This window comes from Pseudonocardia sp. TRM90224 (genome assembly GCF_021245725.1).
Lineage (GTDB): Bacteria > Actinomycetota > Actinomycetes > Mycobacteriales > Pseudonocardiaceae > Pseudonocardia.
In genome coordinates, this window is sequence record NZ_JAJGSX010000007.1 from 371,080 (window position 1) to 388,328 (window position 17,249).

The following is a 17,249-nucleotide window of genomic DNA, read 5'->3' on the forward strand; positions in this document are numbered from 1 at the left end:
AGGAAGTCCATGTCTTGCCTTCACGCCTCGACGTCGCGTCAATGGCTGGTCAGCGCCAGCTCGAAGGAGTACCGCGAGGCGCGGTAGAGGTGGTCGCCGAACTCCACGACGGCGCCGTGCCCGTCGTAGGTGGTGCGGCGCATCGTCAGCAGCGGAGCGCCCTTGCGCTCCTCCAGCAGAGCGGCTTCCGGCGGGCTCGCGCGCCGCGCGCCGATGCTCTGCCGGGCGGCCGCGAGCGTCACACCCGCCTCGCGCAGCACCTCGTACAGGCCGCGACGCTCCAGCACGTCGGCGCTCAGCTCGACGAGCCCGCCGCGCACGTAGTTGCGCATGATCGCGAGCGGTTCGCCGCGCGAGCTGCGCAGGCGCTCCAGCACGTACGCCTCGGTGCCGTCCGCAACCTCCAGTGCGGCGGCGACCGGCCCGCTCACCGCCTGCAGCTCCAGCGAGAGCACGCGGGTCGTCGGCGCCTGCCCGGAGCCGGCGAGGTCGTCGTAGAGGCTGGTGAGGCCGAGCGGGCGGCGCACCCGCGGACGGGCGACGTGCGTGCCGACGCCGCGCTTGCGCTGCAGGAGGCCCTTGTCCACCAGGAACTGGATCGCCTGGCGCATGGTCGGGCGGGAGAGGCCCAGGTCGCCGGCGAGCGCGATCTCGTTGTCGAGACGGGTGCCGGGCGGCAGCTCACCCGACTCGATCGCCTGCTCCAGCTGGCGGGCGACCTGGAAGTAGAGCGGCACAGGACTCGCCCTGTCGACGACCACGCGCGGGCTCACCGTGCTCATGCCCGGAGCATCCCGGACGCACTTCGTCCTGACAACATGTTGTCCGAGTGGTCCGTCGAGAACGACGTTGGTGGTGCGGCGTCGTTCTCGACAGACCCGAGATCAGAGGTTCGGGAACCAGAGCTTGATCTCGCGCTCGGCGCTCTCCGGCGAGTCGGAGCCGTGCACGAGGTTGAACTGGGTCTCGAGTGCGAAGTCGCCGCGGATCGAACCCGGCGTCGCCTTCTCGACGGGGTCGGTGCCGCCGGCGATCTGACGCCACGCCGCGATGGCCCGCGGGCCCTCGACGACAGCCGCGATGACCTTGCCGGACGTGATGAACTCCAGCAGCGACTCGAAGAACGGCTTGCCGTCGTGCTCTGCGTAGTGCTGAGCGGCGAGCTCGCGGTCGACGCTGCGCAGGTCGAGCGCGACGATGTCGAGCCCCTTGCGTTCGATGCGGGAGACGACCTCGCCGATCAGCTTGCGCTCGACGGCGTCGGGCTTGACGAGGACCAGGGTGCGTTCAGTCACGCCACAGAGGGTAACGGCGGGTCAGGCGCCGACCGGTGCCAGGGCGGCGGCGGCGAAGGAGACGCTGAACCGGTCGCACCAGATACTGACGCTCGACAGCTCGGTGAGATCGACGTCGGCCGGGATCGGGTAGTTGGAGCTGCCCTTGTTGCCCTTGAGGTCGCCGAGGTCGACGTGCTTGCCGTCGTCGAAGACGTACCAGCCGTCGGTGCCTTCAAGCACGGGCGCGTCGGCGAGCCAAACCTTGAGCTTGGGCCCGTTGCTGGTGTCGAGGTTCTCCAGGCGCAGCACCCGAGACCCGTCGGGCAGCCGCAGCACCGAGACGGAGCCGCTGCTCGCGTGCTCGTGGCTGATCAGCTCGCCGCTCGCGAGCACGAGCACCCCCTGCTCGGCCGGCTGCCCGCCCCGCTGCTGCTGCTGTGGGGCGGCCGGCGCGGTCGCGACCGGAGCCGCCTCGTCGACCTGCTGGTCGACGACGAGCTTCCAGGGCTCGAACACGAACAGCCCCACGACGACCGCAACGACACCGACGATGAGCAGCACCCGCACGATGGGGCGTCGAAGCAAACTGGCCATGCGCACACTTTGCCGCTCGACGGCTCTGCCCGGTACATCCGGTTGATTACGGTATCCGGACGTCCGTCACCGATTTCCCTTACTGTTCGGGAAGGTCGCTCGCCTCGCGCTCCTGCTGCTTCTCGACGAGCTGCGCCGGCAGCTCACCGCGTTCCATCTTCTGTGCGACATCGCGGCGCATCAGTAGCAGGCCGACCCAGACCAGCGCGAACACCGCACCCATCACGCCGAGCGCCGGCACGAGCAGCCCGCACGCGATCGCGGCCACCTGTAGCGCCAGCGCGAACGGCAGCCCCCACGACCGGCGCTGCACTCCAGCCGCGACGATCATGAGCAGAGCGAGCCCGCTGATGATCCCGACGCCGAGCGGGGTGGCGCCCTCGCCGAACTTCGGCAGCACGAGCAGCGCGAGCAGGACGACGATCGCCTCCAGCACGAGCACCGCGGCGAACACACCGCGGACCCCGCGCATCGGGTCGATCATCAGGCCGGTTCCTTCCCGAAGAGCGCGCGGGCCTCGCCCGCGGTCACCACCGAGCCGGTGATCACCACGCCCACCCCGGACTTCCCCGCCTCCTCGGCCAGCTCACCGGCCTGCTCGACGGCGAGCGCGAAGGAGGGCTCGACGCTCACCCGCGCACCGCCGAACACCTCGCTCGCCAGCGCGCCGAGCTCGTCGGGGTCCATCGCCCGCGGCGAGGAGTTGGCCGTCACGACCACCTCCTGCAGCACCGGCTCCAGCTCTTCGAGGATGCCCCGGACGTCCTTCTCGCGCATCACCGAGATCACCCCGACGAGCTGGGTGAACCGGAACTCCGTGGTCAGCGCGGCGGCGAGGGCCTTGGCGCCGTGCGGGTTGTGCGCAGCATCGGCGAGCACGGTCGGCACGCCCCGGCCGGCCGCCAGCCGCTCCAGCCGTCCCGGCGACTGGACGCTCGACAGGGCCGCGCGGACCGCATCGGGGTCGATGGGCTGGCGCGGACCGGCGCCGATCAACGCCTCTGCCGCGGCCAGCGCGAGCGCGGCGTTGCTCGCCTGGTGCTCGCCGTGCAGCGGCAGGAAGATGTCGTCGATCGTGCCGCCGAGCCCCTGCAGCGCGATCCGCTGCCCGCCGACGGCGATCTCCCGCTCGCGCACACCGAACTCGGCGCCCTCACGCGCGACCTGCGCGTCGACCTCGACGCAGCGCTCCAGCAGCAGCTCGGCCACCTGCTTGTCCTGCGCCGCCAGCACCGCGACGGCGCCGGGCTTGATGATCCCCGACTTCTCCCGGGCGATCCCGAGCAGATCCGTGCCGAGGTACTCGACGTGGTCGATGCCGATCGGAGTGATCACCGCGACCGTGCCGTCGGCGACGTTGGTGGCGTCCCAGCGCCCGCCCAGCCCCACTTCGAGGATCCCGGCCTCGACGGGCGCGTCGGCGAACGCGGCAAAGCCCATCGCCGTGAGCACCTCGAACTTCGACAGCGTGCCGTGGCGCGCGTCGACCAGCTCGACGAACGGGATCACGTCGCGGTACAGCTCGACGTAGCGCTCCGGCGTGATCGGCCGGTTGTCGATGTTGATCCGCTCGGTCGCGCGCTGCAGGTGGGGGCTGGTGTAGCGGCCCGTGCGCAGCCCGATCTCGGCGAGGATCGCATCGACCATCCGCGCGGTCGACGTCTTGCCGTTGGTGCCGGTCAGGTGCACGACCGGGTAGCCGCGGTGCGGTTCACCCAGCGCGTCGACCAGCGCGGAGATGCGCTCCAGCGACGGCTCGATCACCGTCTCCGGCCAGCGCTTGTCGAGCGCGGCGTCGACGGCCAGGAACTCCGCGAAGCTCACCGTCGTCGACGTCGCCGGCACGACGTCGGGCGAGTCCGAGCCGCGGATCGCGTCGAGGACGTGCGAGATCACCGCATCCTCCGGCGCCGGGATCTCGCCCTCGCCCTCGGGGCCCACCTCGGGGCCGCTCATGCGTCGGGCAGCGCGGCGAGCCGTGCCGTCAGCCGCTCGACATCGGCGGAGGCCGCCGCCGACCGCGCACGGATGCCGTCGACGACGTCGGCGGGCGCCTTCTCGACGAACTTCGGGTTGCCGAGTTTCTTCGCGGCCTGCTCCAACTCCTTCTGGGCTGCCGCGAGGTCGCGCCCGAGCCGCGTGCGCTCGGCCGCGACGTCGATCGCGCCGGACGTGTCGAGCTCGACGTGGACGGTGCCGCCCGCCAGCACGACCTCGACCGTCGCGGTGGGCGAGAACCCGTCGCCCGGCGGCTCCAGCCGCACCAGCGAGGTGATCGCGCCGACGTGCCCGCCGAGCCCGGCGGCGTCGAGCCCGACGATCCGGGACGCGACCCCCTTCCGGTCGGGCACCCGCTGCTCGGTGCGGAACCGGCGGACCTCGGTGACGAGCTTCTGCAAGTCGGTCATCCGACGGGCCGCACCGGCCTCGACCGGGCTGCCGGCGTCGGTCGGCCACGGCGCGACGACGATCGACTCGCCGCCGGTGAGCGCCTGCCACATCGCCTCGGTGATGAACGGCATCGTCGGGTGCAGCATCCGCAGCAGCGCGTCGAGCACGTGCCCGAGCACCGCGCGGGTGCCGTCGGCCGTCGCGGGGTCGGCGAGCTGCGGCTTGGCCAGCTCGATGTACCAGGAGCAGAACTCGTCCCACGCGAAGTGGTAGAGCCCTTCGGCCGCCTTCGCGAACTGGAAGTCGTCCATCAGCGCGTCGTTCTGCTCCGCGACCTCACGCAACCGCCCGAGGATCCACGCGTCGGCGTCGGTCGGCGAGCTCGGCAGCGGCAGCGCGGTCGACGCGCCCGCGGAGAGCGCGAAACGGGTGGCGTTCCAGAGCTTCGTGCCGAAGTTGCGCGCCGCGGCGACGTTGTCCTCGCCGATCGGTGCGTCGGTGCCCGGGTTCGCGACCCTGGCCAGCGCGAAACGGGTGGCGTCGGTGCCGTAGGCGTCCATCCACTCCAGCGGGTCGACCGTGTTGCCGACCGTCTTCGACATCTTCTTGCCGTACTGGTCGCGGACCAGGCCGGTGAGCACGATCGTGTCGAACGGGCGTGCGCCGTCCATCGCGTAGAGCCCGAACATCATCATCCGGGCGACCCAGAAGAAGATGATGTCGTAGCCCGTGAGCAGCACGGATGTCGGGTAGAAGCGCTCGAGATCGGGGGTCTTGTCGGGCCAGCCCAGCGTCGAGAACGGCCAGAGGGCCGACGAGAACCAGGTGTCGAGGACGTCCTCGTCCTGCGCCCAGCCGGCCGGCGGCTCCTCGTCGGGGCCGAGGCAGAGCTGCTCGCCGTCGGGCCCGTACCAGACCGGGATGCGGTGGCCCCACCACAGCTGGCGCGAGATGCACCAATCGTGCATGTTGTCGACCCACCCGAACCAGCGCGGCTCGAGCTCTTTCGGGTGCACGACGACGTCACCGCTGCGGACGGCATCGCCCGCGGCCTTCGCGAGCGGCCCGACCTTCACGAACCACTGCAGCGAGAGGCGCGGCTCGATCGGCTCGAACTTGCCGCGCGACGCGTGCCCCACGCTGTGCAGGTAGGGGCGCTTCTCCGCGACGATCCGACCCTGCGCCGCCAGCGCCTCGCGGACCTTGACGCGGGCCTCGAAGCGGTCCATGCCGTCGAACTCGGTGCCCGAGCCGGCGATCTTGCCGGTCTCGTCCATGATCGTCGGCATCGGCAGGCCGTGGCGGCGGCCGATCTCGAAGTCGTTGGGGTCGTGCGCCGGGGTCACCTTGACCGCCCCGGTGCCGAAGGACGGGTCGACGTGCTCGTCGGCGACGACCTTCAGCATGCGCCCGACCAGCGGCAGCTCGATCTCCTTGCCGACGAGGTGTCGGTAGCGCTCGTCGTCGGGGTGGACCGCGACCGCGGTGTCGCCCAGCATCGTCTCGACCCGCGTGGTCGCGACGACAACGGCGTCCGCGCCGTCGCCGTAGCGGATGGAGACGAGCTCGCCCTCGACCTCCTTGTGGTCGACCTCGACGTCGGACAGCACGCTGCGCAGCTCCGGCGACCAGTTGACCATCCGCTCCGCGCGGTAGATCAGCCCGTCGTCGTAGAGCCGCTTGAAGATCGTGCGGACGGCCGCGTTGGACTTCTCGTCCATCGTGAACCGCTCGCGGCTCCAGTCGACGCCGTCGCCGAGGCGGCGCATCTGGTCGAGGATCTTGCCGCCGTACTCGGCCTTCCACTCCCAGGTGCGCTCGACGAACTTCTCGCGCCCCAGCTCGCGGCGGCTCGTGCCCTCCGCGGTGAGCGCGCGCTCGACCAGCGCGTGGACGGCGATGCTCGCGTGGTCCATGCCCGGCAGCCACAGCACCTCGTAGCCCTGCATGCGCCGGCGGCGGCACAGCGCGTCCATCAGCGTGTGCTGGAACGCGTGGCCGATGTGCAGGCTGCCCGTGACGTTCGGCGGTGGGATGACGATCGAGTAGGGCGGCTTCTCGCTCGTCACGTCGGCGGTGAAGTACCCGGCCTGCACCCAACCCTCGTACAGCCGCCCCTCTACCTCGCCCGGGTTCCACTGGGCGGGGAGGTCGGCAGTGCGCGGGGAGAGGGTGTCGGTCACCCGTCCAAGTCTACGAGCAGCTCACCGTTGACTTTCGGCGCGTCCCGTGCAGGGGCGGGCCGCCGGGCCGGGGAGGGCAGGAAAGCCACTTTCCTGCCCTGTGGGGGCCTGAAAGTGGCTTTCCTGCCCTACTGATTCCGTGCCGGAACTGTCGACTCACCGTGCTGGAAGTGGCGACTCACCGTGCTGGAAGTGGCGACTCATCCGTCCGGCCCGGCGGTTTCCGGTCAGGCGGGGAGGAGGACGGCGTGCAGGCGGTCGAAGCCGAGCACCCCGGCCAGCTTGCGCCGGCGCACCACGTCGAGGTCGAGCCGGCGGACCTCACCGCTGGTGGGTTCGTAGACGCGCCACGCCTCACCGTCGAGGCCCAGCGCCATCACGTAGTGCCGGGGCACGAAGGTGCCGACGAGCAGCGGCACGGGGCGTCCCACGGTGAGGGCCTTCGCCGCGGCGGCGAGCGCGTCGTCGACGTCGGGCGTGTTCATGTCGTCGACGAGCCGCACGCGGTAGGGCCCGGCGGCGGGCGCGTTGCGGCGCAGCCAGCCGACCATCCCCCACGGCGACGTGCCCAGCGCCTGCGGCCAGAAGCGTGTCGACTCCTTATGCACCTGCTTCTGGCGGGCGTCGAACCGGCGCCCGAAGCCGGCCGGTGCCGAGTCGAGCCGCTCGATCTCGTTGGGGTCGGCCCAGGCCGAGAGCGCGACGAGCACGGCGCTGCCGCACGTGGTGCCGTCGACCTGGTCGAGCCGCACCCCGCCGCGGCGCTGCTCGCCGACCCGGTCGGTCAGCAGCGGCTGCCGCCCGCCGGCGAGCGGGCGCACGGCCGCCACCGCGACGACGGGTTTGCCTCGGCGTCCGACGAGCCTCTGCACCAGCCGTGCCAGCCCGCACACCGTCCGCATGCCCTCATGATTCCGCGTGCACGCGCGCCGCCGCTACGGATCGCGCCGGTCCAGTTGCCAGGAGACCAGCCCAAGAGCGATCGCGACGATGATGAGCCCGACCCCGAGCCACGACGGCGCGGTGAAGCCGAGCCCTGCGCTGATCGCGATGCCGCCGAACGCCGGGCCGAGCGTGTTGCCGACGTTGAACGCGGCGGTGTTGGAGGCACTGGCCAGCGTCGGCGCCGCACCGGCGAGGGTGAACACACGCGCGTTCAGCGGCGCGCCCGCAACGAACGCGACCACTCCCAGCAGCACGACCATGCCGACGACCAGCGCCGGGACCCTCGCGAAGAGGGCGATCAGCGCGAACAGCAACCCGCCCGCGGCGAGCGCCACGAACAGCGTCGACCACGGATGCGCGTCGGCGAGCCAGCCACCGATGAGCACACCGGCGAGGCAACCCACCCCGAAGCCGAGCAGCACCGCCGGCACCCATTCCGAGGGCAGGCCGGTGACCTCGGTCAGCAGCGGCGCGATGTAGCTGAACGCACCGATCATCGCCGACTGGTAGGCCGCCGTCGTCGCGTACGCGATCCACAGCCGGCCCTTGCGGAACGCCGCGACCTCGGCGGAGATGCGCGGCGGTGCGGTGCCCTCCACCCGCCGCGGCACGCTGAGCAGCACACCCGCGATCCCGGCGACGGCGAGCGCGCCGACCGCCCAGAACGCGGCCCGCCACCCCCATTGCTGCCCGATCAGCGCGCCGAGGGGAACGCCGGCGACGTTCGCCACGGTCAGGCCTGCGAGCAGCACCGACAACGCCCGCGCCCGGTCGCGCGGCCCGACCGACGACACCGTCACCACCGCGGCGACGGCCCAGAACGCGCCGGTCGCGACGGCCGTGACCACCCGGGCCGCCATCAGCAGCGCGTAGTCCTGCGCCAGCGCTCCGACGACGTGCCCCAACGCGAACACGGTGAGCGCGGCGACGAGCGTGGTGCGCCGCGGCAGCCGGAGCGTCAGCACCGCCATCGCGGGCGCGCCGACGATCATCCCGACGGCGAACGCCGAGATCAGGTAGCCCGCCTGCGGGATCGTGATCGCCAGGTCCCGCGCCAACTCCGGCAGCAGTCCGGCGATCATGAACTCGCTGGTACCGAGCGCGAAGATGCTCACCGCCAGCACGGGCACAACCCGTGGGATCCGCCCGCGCTCCACCACTGCCGTTACCGCTGTTCCCCCCATCACCCCAGCAGACACTCCGCGGGGTGTTTCCGGAAGGGGCTTCTGATCACACCGCCTACTGTTCGAGGGTGGCCATTCTGACCTCTGAGATCCGCGCCTTCTTGAGTGAGGGAACCCGTACCGGCAAGGTCGCCTACACCGCGGCCGACGGCAGGGCGCTCGTCGCCCCCGTCTGGTTCGCCTTCGACGGCGACGACCTGATCTTCAACACCGGCAGCAGGACGGCGAAGGGACGCGCGATCGCACGCGACCCGCGCCTCACGCTCTGCGTCGACATCCAGGAGCCGCCCTACGCCTACGTTCAGGTGCAGTGCGAGGTCACGACGTCGGAGGACCTGGACGAGCTGGTGCGCACCGCCACCCTCATCGCCGCCCGCTACATGGGCGAGGACCGCGCCGAGGAGTTCGGCAAGCGCAACGGCGCACCGGGCGAGCTCGTCGTCCGCCTGCACCCGGTCAAGGTCGTCACCGACCTGAACGTCACCGGCTGACCCGGAAGTTCCCCACCGTTTTGCCTACTTGCACACCCGAAACGGTGTGCAGGTTGGCAAAACGGTGGGGAAGTTGGCGCCTAGCTGCGGTCCCAGCCGTCGGCGAGTGCCTTCACGGCCTCCGCGTGGTCGCGGGCCGCGACCAGCGGATCGGCGGCCTTGCCCGCCGCCAGCCCCACGAGGAACGCCGTGACGGGCGCGCCGGGTCGGCTCACACCGTGCGCGACGTCGGCGGTCAGGTCGAGCACCATGTCGACGACGGAGCCGTCGACGGCCTCCAGTCCCAGCTCGCGGGCCACAGCGGTGACCCAGTCCGACAGCGCCTGCGCATCATTGCTTCCGCTCACGGCCGCACCCTAGTGCCCCTAGCCGCTCACGTCCCGAACAGCGCCGGAATCTTGATCAGCAGCTGGTAGAGCCCGTAGCCGAACGGGACGAGCACCCACAGCCAAAGCAGCACCGTGCCGGCCCACTGCAGTGCGCCCCACTGCTGGGGACTGTCGCTCGTGCTCACGCCGCCGCTCCCGCCTGCGCTGCGCCGGACCGGTCCGGCTCGTGGAACTTCGGGTCGACCGGACGGATCAGCTCGTTGCACACGAACCCGACCACCAGCAGGCCGATCATGATGTAGAAGGACATGGTGTAGCGGCCGGGGCCCTGCACGCCGGCGGCGATCTGGGCGTCCGCGATCGCGTTGACGATCAGCGGGCCGAGCACCCCGGCCGTCGACCACGCGGTGAGCAGCCGGCCGTGGATCGCGCCGACCTGGTAGGTCCCGAACAGGTCGCGCAGGTACGCCGGCACGGTCGCGAACCCGGCGCCGTAGAACGACAGGATCACCATGCAGGCGATCAGGAAGACGACCTTGTTGCCGTTCTGGGCGAGCGCGAGCAGCAGGTAGAGCAGCGCCCCGACGCCCAGGTAGATCCGGTACATGTTCTTGCGGCCGAGGAAGTCCGACGTCGACGACCACAGGATCCGACCGATGGCGTTGGCCAGAGAGAGGATCGCGACGAACCCGGCGGCAGCCGCCGCGAGCGCCTGCGGCGTCGTCGCGTCGGGGAAGAAGTCGCGATAGATCGGCGCGGCCCGCTCCAGGATGCCGATGCCGGCCGTCACGTTGAAGCAGAGCACCACCCAGAGCAGCCAGAACTGCGGGGTCTTGATCGAGTTGCTCGCCGAGACGTGCGCGGAGCTGACCAGCGGCCGCTCCTTCTCCGCGGAGGCGTTCCAGCCGGCCGGTGCCCAGCCCTCCGGCGGCACCCTGATCAGCAGCCAGCCCACCGACATGAACACGGCGTAGATCAGGCCCATCACCAGGAACGTGTTGCCGATGCCGGGGACGCTCGGGTTGTCGCCGGTCGCGCCGAACGTGGAAAGCAGCTGCTGGGTGAGCGGCGAGGCGATCAGCGCGCCACCGCCGAAGCCCATGATGGCGATGCCGGTCGAGAGGCCCGGCCGATCGGGGAACCACTTGATCAGCGTCGACACCGGCGAGATGTATCCGATGCCGAGCCCGATGCCGCCCACGAACCCGTACCCGACGATGACCAGCCAGTACTGGCCGAGGTAGAGCCCGACGGCGGAGATCAGGAACCCGGTCACGAAGCACGCCGAGGCCGTGAGCATCGCCCAGCGCGGCCCGTTGGCGTCGACCTTCGTGCCGAACACCGCTGCCGAGAGGCCCAGCATGATGATCCCGAGCGTGAACGGGAGGGCGCTGAGCACGCCGGAGATCTCCAGGCCCGCCTCGAGCGGCGGCTTGAAGACGCTCCACGCGTACGCCTGCCCGATCGCGAGGTGGATCGAGAGCGCGGCAGGGGGGATCAGCCAGCGGCTCCAGCCAGGCGGCGCGACGATCCGTTCACGTTGCAGGAACCCGACCGCCATGGAGCGCCTCCTGTGCGACAGTGCAGCAGTATGGGCGTGAAACTAGATCGGGATACGTGACGTTGCAACCGATCGCAGAACGCAGTTGGGTGACAAAAGAAACACCGGCCACGCCGTCATCGGCGGGCCGGTGTTCTGCGTAACGGGACGAAACGCTCAGGCGGAACGTTCCTGGCGCGCACGCCGCGCCGGCGTGCGGGGCACGATCGTCGGGTTGACGTTGCTGCGCACCGTCTGCTCGGTGACAACCACCTTCGCGACGTCGTCGCGGCTCGGGATGTCGTACATCACCGGCTGCAGCACCTCTTCCATGATGGCGCGCAGGCCTCGGGCACCGGTGCCACGAAGGATCGCCTGGTCGGCGACGGCCTCCAGGGCGTCCTCGGTGAACTCGAGCTCGACACCGTCCATCTCGAAGAGCTTCTGGTACTGCTTCACCAACGCGTTGCGCGGCTCGGTGAGGATCTTGACAAGGGCTTCCTTGTCGAGCGACGTCACCGACGCGACGACGGGGAGGCGACCGATGAACTCGGGGATGAGCCCGAACTTGATGAGGTCCTCCGGCATCGTGTCGGCGAAGCTCTCCGCGCTCTCCAGGTCGTTCTTGGAGCGGATCTCCGCGCCGAAGCCGAGCCCACGACGGCCCACCCGATCGCCGATGATCTTCTCGAGGCCAGCGAACGCGCCGGCCACGATGAAGAGCACGTTGGTGGTGTCGATCTGGATGAACTCCTGGTGCGGGTGCTTGCGACCGCCCTGGGGCGGCACGCTCGCCGTGGTGCCCTCCAGGATCTTCAGCAGCGCCTGCTGCACGCCCTCGCCCGAGACGTCGCGGGTGATGGACGGGTTCTCCGACTTGCGGGCGATCTTGTCGACCTCGTCGATGTAGATGATCCCGGTCTCGGCCCGCTTGACGTCGTAATCGGCCGCCTGGATGAGCTTGAGCAGGATGTTCTCGACGTCCTCGCCGACGTACCCGGCCTCGGTGAGCGCTGTGGCGTCGGCGATGGCGAACGGTACGTTCAGCAGCTTCGCGAGCGTCTGCGCTAGATAGGTCTTCCCACAGCCGGTGGGGCCGAGCATCAGGATGTTCGATTTGGCCAGCTCGACGCCGTCGCCGTCGACGCCGCGGCCCTTGTCGCCGGCCTGGATCCGCTTGTAGTGGTTGTAGACAGCCACCGACAGCGTCTTCTTGGTCTGGCTCTGCCCGACGACGTACTGGTCGAGGAAGTCGTGGATCTCCGCGGGTTTCGGCAGCTCGTCGAGCTTGACCTCACCCGCCTCCGCGAGCTCTTCCTCGATGATCTCGTTGCAGAGATCGATGCACTCGTCGCAGATGTAGACCCCTGGACCGGCGATCAGTTTCTTGACCTGCTTTTGGCTCTTCCCGCAGAACGAGCACTTGAGCAGGTCACCGCCGTCACCGATGCGTGCCATGAGTGCAGACCCCAAATCCTTCTCTGCGCGACCCCGGCCGGCGAGCCCGGTAGGAGCGTCCTCGTGACGGTACCCGCTCGACACGTCCTCGGGGGAGCGTCAGCACCCGGGAGTTCCTGGACGTGTCGGCGGACGGTCCACGTCGGGGTGCCGGAACACCCCGACGTGTTGCTGCGATGAGCATGCGATCCGGGTGGATCAGACCGCGGAGAGCTTGCGGCTCTGGATGATCTCGTCGATGATCCCGTACTCCTTGGCCTCCTCGGCCGTCAGGATCTTGTCGCGCTCGATGTCCTCGCGGACCTGAGCCTCGGTGCGACCGCTGTGCTTGGCCAGCGTCGCCTCGAGCAGCTTGCGCATGCGGGAGATCTCGGCCGCCTGGATCTCCAGGTCGGACACCTGCCCGTAGATGCTCTCGACCGCGGGCTGGTGGATCAGGATCCGCGCGTTCGGCACCGCGAGCCTGCGCCCGGGGGTGCCGGCCGCGAGCAGCACGGCCGCTGCCGACGCCGCCTGCCCGAGGCAGACGGTCTGGATGTCGGGGCGGATGAACTGCATCGTGTCGTAGATCGCCATCAGCGACGTGAACGACCCACCGGGCGAGTTGATGTACACGCTGATCTCGCGGTCGGGGTCGGCCGACTCGAGGCAGAGCAGCTGCGCCATCACGTCGTTCGCCGACGTGTCGTCGATCGGCGCACCGAGGAAGATGATGCGCTCTTCGAACAGCTTGTTGTACGGGTTCGACTCCTTGACCCCGTAGCTGGTGCGCTCGACGAACGAGGGCACCGTGTAGCGGGCGCTAGGCATCGGCCCGTCGTACCTACCCATGGCACTCACTTCGCGCTCCCGTTCCCGTTCTGAGCAGTGGCGTCAGGGAGCTGCCCTGCGCGGGAGATGACGTGGTCGACGAAGCCGTACTCCAGTGCCTCCTGCGCGGAGAACCACCGGTCGCGGTCGAAGTCCGCGATGATCTTCTCGACGGTCTGCCCCGTGTGGCCGGCGATGAGCTCGGCCATCTCCCGCTTGTGGCGCTTGAACAGCTCCGCCTGGATGGTGATGTCGGACTCGGTGCCGCCGACACCGGCCGACGGCTGGTGCATGAGGATCTGGCAGTGCGGCAGCGCGTAGCGCTTGCCGGGCGTCCCCGCGGAGAGCAGGAACTGCCCCATCGAGGCCGCCATGCCCATCCCGTAGGTGGCCACGTCGCACGGGATGAACTCCATCGTGTCGAAGATGGCCATGCCGTCGGGCACCGAGCCGCCGGGCGAGTTGATGTAGAGCTGGATGTCGGCGTTCGGGTCCTCTGCCGCGAGCAGCAGCATCTGGGCCGCGATCCGGTTGGAGATCTCGGAGTCGACCTGCTGGCCGAGCACGATGATCCTTTGCTGCAACAGCCGCTCGTAGACCGAGTCGGAAAGCGTCATCGAGACGGGTGCACCGCCTCGACGCATCGCCTCCCCGACCGGCGTGTCCTGCTTGGTCACTTCACCCTGCCTTCTGCTGGTCAGCTCGCGTCTGTTGTCTGATTCGACCCTACGCGGACGAACGGGCCGCCCGCCGGATCCGGCCATCTTGTTCGCTCTGGGCGTGGCGGGGGCTCAGCTCCCGCTGGTCGCCTTGACCTCGTCGGCCTCGTCCGCCTTCTCGTCGGCCTCGGCCGTCTCGTCCGCGTCCGCCGTCTCGCCGGCCTCAGCAGCCTCGTCGGTCTCGGCAGCCTCGTCGGTCTCGGGTGCCGGCACCTCGAGGATCTCCGGCGCCGCCTCGTCGTCGTCGCCCAGCAGCTCCGAGAGGTCGACGGGCGCACCGGAGGCATCGGTGACCGTCGCCGCGCGCACGGCCGTGATCAGCGCCTTGCTGCGGCGGACGTCGGCGTAGATGGCGCCGAGCTGGCCGGCCTCCTGGATGCGGCGGACGAACTCCTCCGGCGGCATCTGGTACTGCTGCGCCTGGAAGACGATCCGCTCGGTGAGTTCCTGGTCGTTCACCGAGACCTGCTCGGCGTCGGCCAGCGCGTCGAGCACGAGCCGCGTGCGCACGGACTTCTCGGCCTCGGCGCGCGCCTCGGCGTCGAACTCCTCGCGGGTCGTGCCCTGCGTGGAGAGGAACTCGGCGAAGCGCTCCTCGTCGTGGTCGAAGCTGTGCACGGCGTCGTGGACGCGCGAGTCGACCTCGGCGGTGACGACGCTCTCCGGCAGCGGCACCTCGACGGCGTCGATGATCGCGTCGAGCACCTTGTCGCGGGCGGCGGTGACCTGGCCCATCCGCTTGACGCGCCCGATCCGCTCGCGCAGGTCGGCGGTGAGCTCGTCGAGGGTGTCGAACTCGCTCGCCAGCTGGGCGAAATCGTCGTCGGCCTCGGGGAGCTGGCGCTCCTTGACGGCGGTGACGGTGACGGTGACCTCGGCGTCCTTGCCGGCGTGCTCGCCGGCGACGAGCTGCGAGGTGAAGGTCTTCGACTCGCCCCCGGAGAGGCCTTCGATGGCCTCGTCGATGCCGTCGATCAGCCCGCCCTGCCCGACCTGGTAGGAGAAGCCGGTGGTCGCGGCGTCCTCGACGACCTCGCCGTCGACGGTCGCGGAGAGGTCGATCTGGACGAAGTCGTCCTTTGCCGCCGCGCGGTCGACCCCGGTGAGGGTGCCGAAGCGGGCGCGCAGGTTCTCCAGCTCGCCCTCGACGTCCTCGTCGGTGACCTCGACGTCGTCGACCGTCACCGCGAGCTTGTCGAGCTCGGGGAGGGTGATCTCGGGCCGGACGTCGACCTCGGCGGTGAACGCGATCTTGTCGCCGTCGGCGATCTCGGTGACCTCGATGTCGGGCTGCCCGATCGGGGTGACCTTCTCGGCCGCGGTGACGGCCTCGGAGTACTTCGCCGGTACGGCGCCGTTGACGACCTCTTCCAGCACGACGCCGCGGCCGAGGCGGGCCTCGATGATGCGCGCCGGCACCTTGCCCGGGCGGAAGCCGGGCACCCGGACCTGCTGGGCGATCTTCTTGTACGCGCGGTCGAAGTCCGGCTTGAGCTCGTCGAAGGGCACCTCGACGTTGATCCGGACCCGTGTCGGGCTCAGCCGCTCGACGGTGCTCTTCACGGTGGGGTACTCCTCGATCTGTGGAACGGCTCGATCTTCCAACATCAACAGGGACGCGCCTCGGGGCCTTCCGTGCGGTGCCCCGGAGGTGCGATGTCGGTGCACGACCTGATCGGTCGGCCGACTGGCAGTCCGCACGAGTCTAGGCGGTTGCGAACTCAGGGTTGCGGACCGCCCATCACGCCGTGACCGGATGCTGTCGCAACGGGCTCGACACGGGGTGCGACGTCGGTGACGGTGACCTCGACGCGGACCGGCCCGAGCAGGCCGCGCACGATCGCGCCGAGCTCGTCGGCCAGCCGCTGCAGCGGGGTGCCCAGCGCGGCGACGAGCGCGAGCTCGACCGGCTCGGCGCCCTCACCGACCCGCACGCCGACCAGGCGCCGGCCGGGCAGGTAGGACGCGACGGTGCCGAACGGCCCGCCGTCCAGCCGCACGACGCCGGGATGGCTCAGGACGGCGGCAGCCAGTGCCTCGGTCCGTGCTGACCTGTCTTGCACGCCAAAACAGTACGCGTGTGCCGTTCGGGCGGGCTCCGCCATCGGCGCTACCGTGGCGGGGTAGCGCACTCGCCCAGGATCCGGGATCGGAGTCCGGTGCCCCCGGTTTCCCACACGCCAGCCGACCAGTTCGACGAGGCCACCCTCGTCGTGCGCGCGCAGGAAGGTGACGCGCGCGCCTTCGAGGCGTTGGTCGTGCGGCACCGCGCGGCTCTCTACCGGCTCGCGGTGCGGATCACGGGCGACCCGGCGGAGGCCGAGGACGCGCTGCAGGAGTCGCTGCTGGACGCGTGGCGGCGGATCGGGCGGTTCCGCGGCGAGTCGTCGTTCGCGACCTGGATGTACAGGGTGGTCAGCAACCGGTGCATCGCGATGCTGCGCCAGCACCGCCCGATGCCCGTCGAGAGGCTCGACGACGTGCGTGCGGCCCCCGACTCGCCGGAGCGCAGCGCCGAGCTCGACGCCGAGCTGGCGGCGCTCGGGGCGGCATTGCGCGGGCTCGGCGACGAGCTGCGGGTGTGCTGGGTGCTGCGCGAGCTGGAAGGTCTCGGGTACGCCGAGATCGCCCGGATCACGGGCGCGGGCGAGGATGCGGTCCGCGGGCGGATCCACCGCGCGCGGGTGCGGCTGGCGGAGGTGATGCGACCGTGGCGGTGAACGAAACGACCGGCACAGCCGGGCCGGACGATGGCGGGTCGGACGACGGCGGGGCGCCGGAGCTGCTGCCCTGCGGCCGCGACGCGGCGACGGTCTGGGACCGCGCCGAGGCCGGCGTACCGCCCGACGAGCACGAGCGCGACTGCCCGTACTGCACCGCGACCGCGGCCGACGCGATGCGGCTCGACGCCGTGGTGCACCGGATGGCCGCGGCGCCGGTCGAGCCACCGCCGGCCGTGCTGGAGCGGGCGATGGACAAGGTGCGCGGGGCGCTGGCGCGCGACCTGCGCGAGCACGAGCTGCTCACGCTGGCGTCGCCGCTGGGTCCGGTCCGGTTGAGCCGCGCGGCGGCGGCCACCGTGCTGCGTGACGCCGTCGACCGCATGGGTGACGTGCGGGCGCGCAGCTGCCAGGTGGAGCAGAACGAGCAGATCGACGCCGGGACGACCGTGGCGATGACCGTCTCCGCTCTCTACGGCGTCGACATGCGCGCGGTCGCGGCCAGGGTGCGGCGCATGGTGATCGCCGCCGGGACGCAGGCGCTCGGGCTGCCGGTGGGCGCGGTCGACGTCACCGTCGTGGACGTGTTCGGCGAAGGGGATGCCTGA

19 protein-coding genes are annotated in these 17,249 nt (G+C 70.6%); 3 read left to right on the plus strand and 16 right to left on the minus strand.

Annotated elements, in window-relative coordinates:
- Nucleotides 1–38: 38 nt before the first annotated feature.
- From LL648_RS14615 to LL648_RS14650, 8 genes are all read right to left on the minus strand, one after another.
- A complete protein-coding gene (locus tag LL648_RS14615) occupies nucleotides 39–782 on the minus strand; it encodes a GntR family transcriptional regulator (RefSeq protein ID WP_255685336.1) in 744 nt (247 codons plus the stop codon).
- 102 nt (nucleotides 783–884) lie between these two features.
- Nucleotides 885–1,295: a nucleoside-diphosphate kinase gene (gene ndk, locus LL648_RS14620; protein WP_232663062.1), complete on the minus strand. Its 411-nt coding sequence runs from the start codon at nucleotides 1,293–1,295 to the stop codon at nucleotides 885–887.
- A 21-nt stretch (nucleotides 1,296–1,316) separates the two neighbouring features.
- Complete coding sequence (locus tag LL648_RS14625; RefSeq protein WP_232663063.1) at nucleotides 1,317–1,871, minus strand: DM13 domain-containing protein; 555 nt, start codon at nucleotides 1,869–1,871, stop codon at nucleotides 1,317–1,319.
- Nucleotides 1,872–1,950: 79 nt separating this feature from the next.
- A complete protein-coding gene (locus LL648_RS14630; protein WP_232663064.1) occupies nucleotides 1,951–2,355 on the minus strand; it encodes a DUF4233 domain-containing protein in 405 nt (134 codons plus the stop codon).
- The gene (locus LL648_RS14635) at nucleotides 2,355–3,827 is read right to left on the minus strand and encodes a bifunctional folylpolyglutamate synthase/dihydrofolate synthase (RefSeq protein ID WP_232663065.1); all 1,473 of its coding nucleotides are present in this window, start codon (nucleotides 3,825–3,827) and stop codon (nucleotides 2,355–2,357) included. The genes LL648_RS14630 and LL648_RS14635 overlap by 1 nt, the downstream gene beginning before the upstream one ends.
- Nucleotides 3,824–6,445: a valine--tRNA ligase gene (locus LL648_RS14640; RefSeq protein ID WP_232663066.1), complete on the minus strand. Its 2,622-nt coding sequence runs from the start codon at nucleotides 6,443–6,445 to the stop codon at nucleotides 3,824–3,826. Before LL648_RS14640 ends, LL648_RS14635 begins: the two co-directional genes overlap by 4 nt.
- Nucleotides 6,446–6,672: 227 nt before the next feature.
- Nucleotides 6,673–7,347, minus strand: coding sequence for a hypothetical protein (locus tag LL648_RS14645; RefSeq protein WP_232663067.1), 675 nt, complete (start codon nucleotides 7,345–7,347; stop codon nucleotides 6,673–6,675).
- A gap of 33 nt (nucleotides 7,348–7,380) precedes the next feature.
- Nucleotides 7,381–8,574 (minus strand): Cmx/CmrA family chloramphenicol efflux MFS transporter, encoded by a 1,194-nt coding sequence (locus tag LL648_RS14650; RefSeq protein ID WP_232663068.1) that lies wholly within the window; start codon nucleotides 8,572–8,574, stop codon nucleotides 7,381–7,383.
- Nucleotides 8,575–8,642: 68 nt separating this feature from the next.
- Here LL648_RS14650 and LL648_RS14655 point away from each other — a divergent pair, with 68 nt between their 5' ends.
- Entirely contained in the window at nucleotides 8,643–9,065 is a 423-nt protein-coding gene (locus LL648_RS14655; RefSeq protein ID WP_232663069.1) for a PPOX class F420-dependent oxidoreductase, read from the plus strand.
- Between the two features lie 80 nt (nucleotides 9,066–9,145).
- On the opposite strand, the gene LL648_RS14660 is transcribed toward LL648_RS14655, so the two are convergent.
- The 8 genes from LL648_RS14660 to LL648_RS14695 form a co-directional block, all read right to left on the minus strand.
- Nucleotides 9,146–9,412, minus strand: a complete 267-nt coding sequence (locus tag LL648_RS14660) for a DUF6457 domain-containing protein (RefSeq protein WP_232663070.1) — start codon at nucleotides 9,410–9,412, stop codon at nucleotides 9,146–9,148.
- Between the two features lie 26 nt (nucleotides 9,413–9,438).
- A complete protein-coding gene (locus LL648_RS14665) occupies nucleotides 9,439–9,579 on the minus strand; it encodes an MFS transporter small subunit (protein ID WP_232663116.1) in 141 nt (46 codons plus the stop codon).
- On the minus strand, nucleotides 9,576–10,955 hold the full coding sequence (locus tag LL648_RS14670; RefSeq protein WP_232663071.1) for an OFA family MFS transporter: 1,380 nt from the start codon (nucleotides 10,953–10,955) through the stop codon (nucleotides 9,576–9,578). The genes LL648_RS14665 and LL648_RS14670 overlap by 4 nt, the downstream gene beginning before the upstream one ends.
- A gap of 156 nt (nucleotides 10,956–11,111) precedes the next feature.
- Nucleotides 11,112–12,392, minus strand: a complete 1,281-nt coding sequence (clpX, locus tag LL648_RS14675) for an ATP-dependent Clp protease ATP-binding subunit ClpX (RefSeq protein ID WP_232663072.1) — start codon at nucleotides 12,390–12,392, stop codon at nucleotides 11,112–11,114.
- A 198-nt stretch (nucleotides 12,393–12,590) separates the two neighbouring features.
- Entirely contained in the window at nucleotides 12,591–13,223 is a 633-nt protein-coding gene (locus tag LL648_RS14680) for an ATP-dependent Clp protease proteolytic subunit (RefSeq protein ID WP_232663073.1), read from the minus strand.
- Between the two features lie 5 nt (nucleotides 13,224–13,228).
- Nucleotides 13,229–13,846, minus strand: coding sequence for a ClpP family protease (locus LL648_RS14685; RefSeq protein ID WP_232663113.1), 618 nt, complete (start codon nucleotides 13,844–13,846; stop codon nucleotides 13,229–13,231).
- A gap of 147 nt (nucleotides 13,847–13,993) precedes the next feature.
- Nucleotides 13,994–15,484 (minus strand): trigger factor, encoded by a 1,491-nt coding sequence (gene tig / locus LL648_RS14690; RefSeq protein ID WP_232663074.1) that lies wholly within the window; start codon nucleotides 15,482–15,484, stop codon nucleotides 13,994–13,996.
- A gap of 158 nt (nucleotides 15,485–15,642) precedes the next feature.
- Complete coding sequence (locus tag LL648_RS14695; RefSeq protein WP_232663075.1) at nucleotides 15,643–15,984, minus strand: hypothetical protein; 342 nt, start codon at nucleotides 15,982–15,984, stop codon at nucleotides 15,643–15,645.
- Nucleotides 15,985–16,080: 96 nt separating this feature from the next.
- Here LL648_RS14695 and LL648_RS14700 point away from each other — a divergent pair, with 96 nt between their 5' ends.
- Together LL648_RS14700 and LL648_RS14705 are read left to right on the plus strand one after the other, a co-directional pair.
- Entirely contained in the window at nucleotides 16,081–16,641 is a 561-nt protein-coding gene (locus LL648_RS14700; protein ID WP_232663076.1) for an RNA polymerase sigma factor, read from the plus strand.
- A complete protein-coding gene (locus LL648_RS14705; protein WP_232663077.1) occupies nucleotides 16,632–17,249 on the plus strand; it encodes an Asp23/Gls24 family envelope stress response protein in 618 nt (205 codons plus the stop codon). The genes LL648_RS14700 and LL648_RS14705 overlap by 10 nt, the downstream gene beginning before the upstream one ends.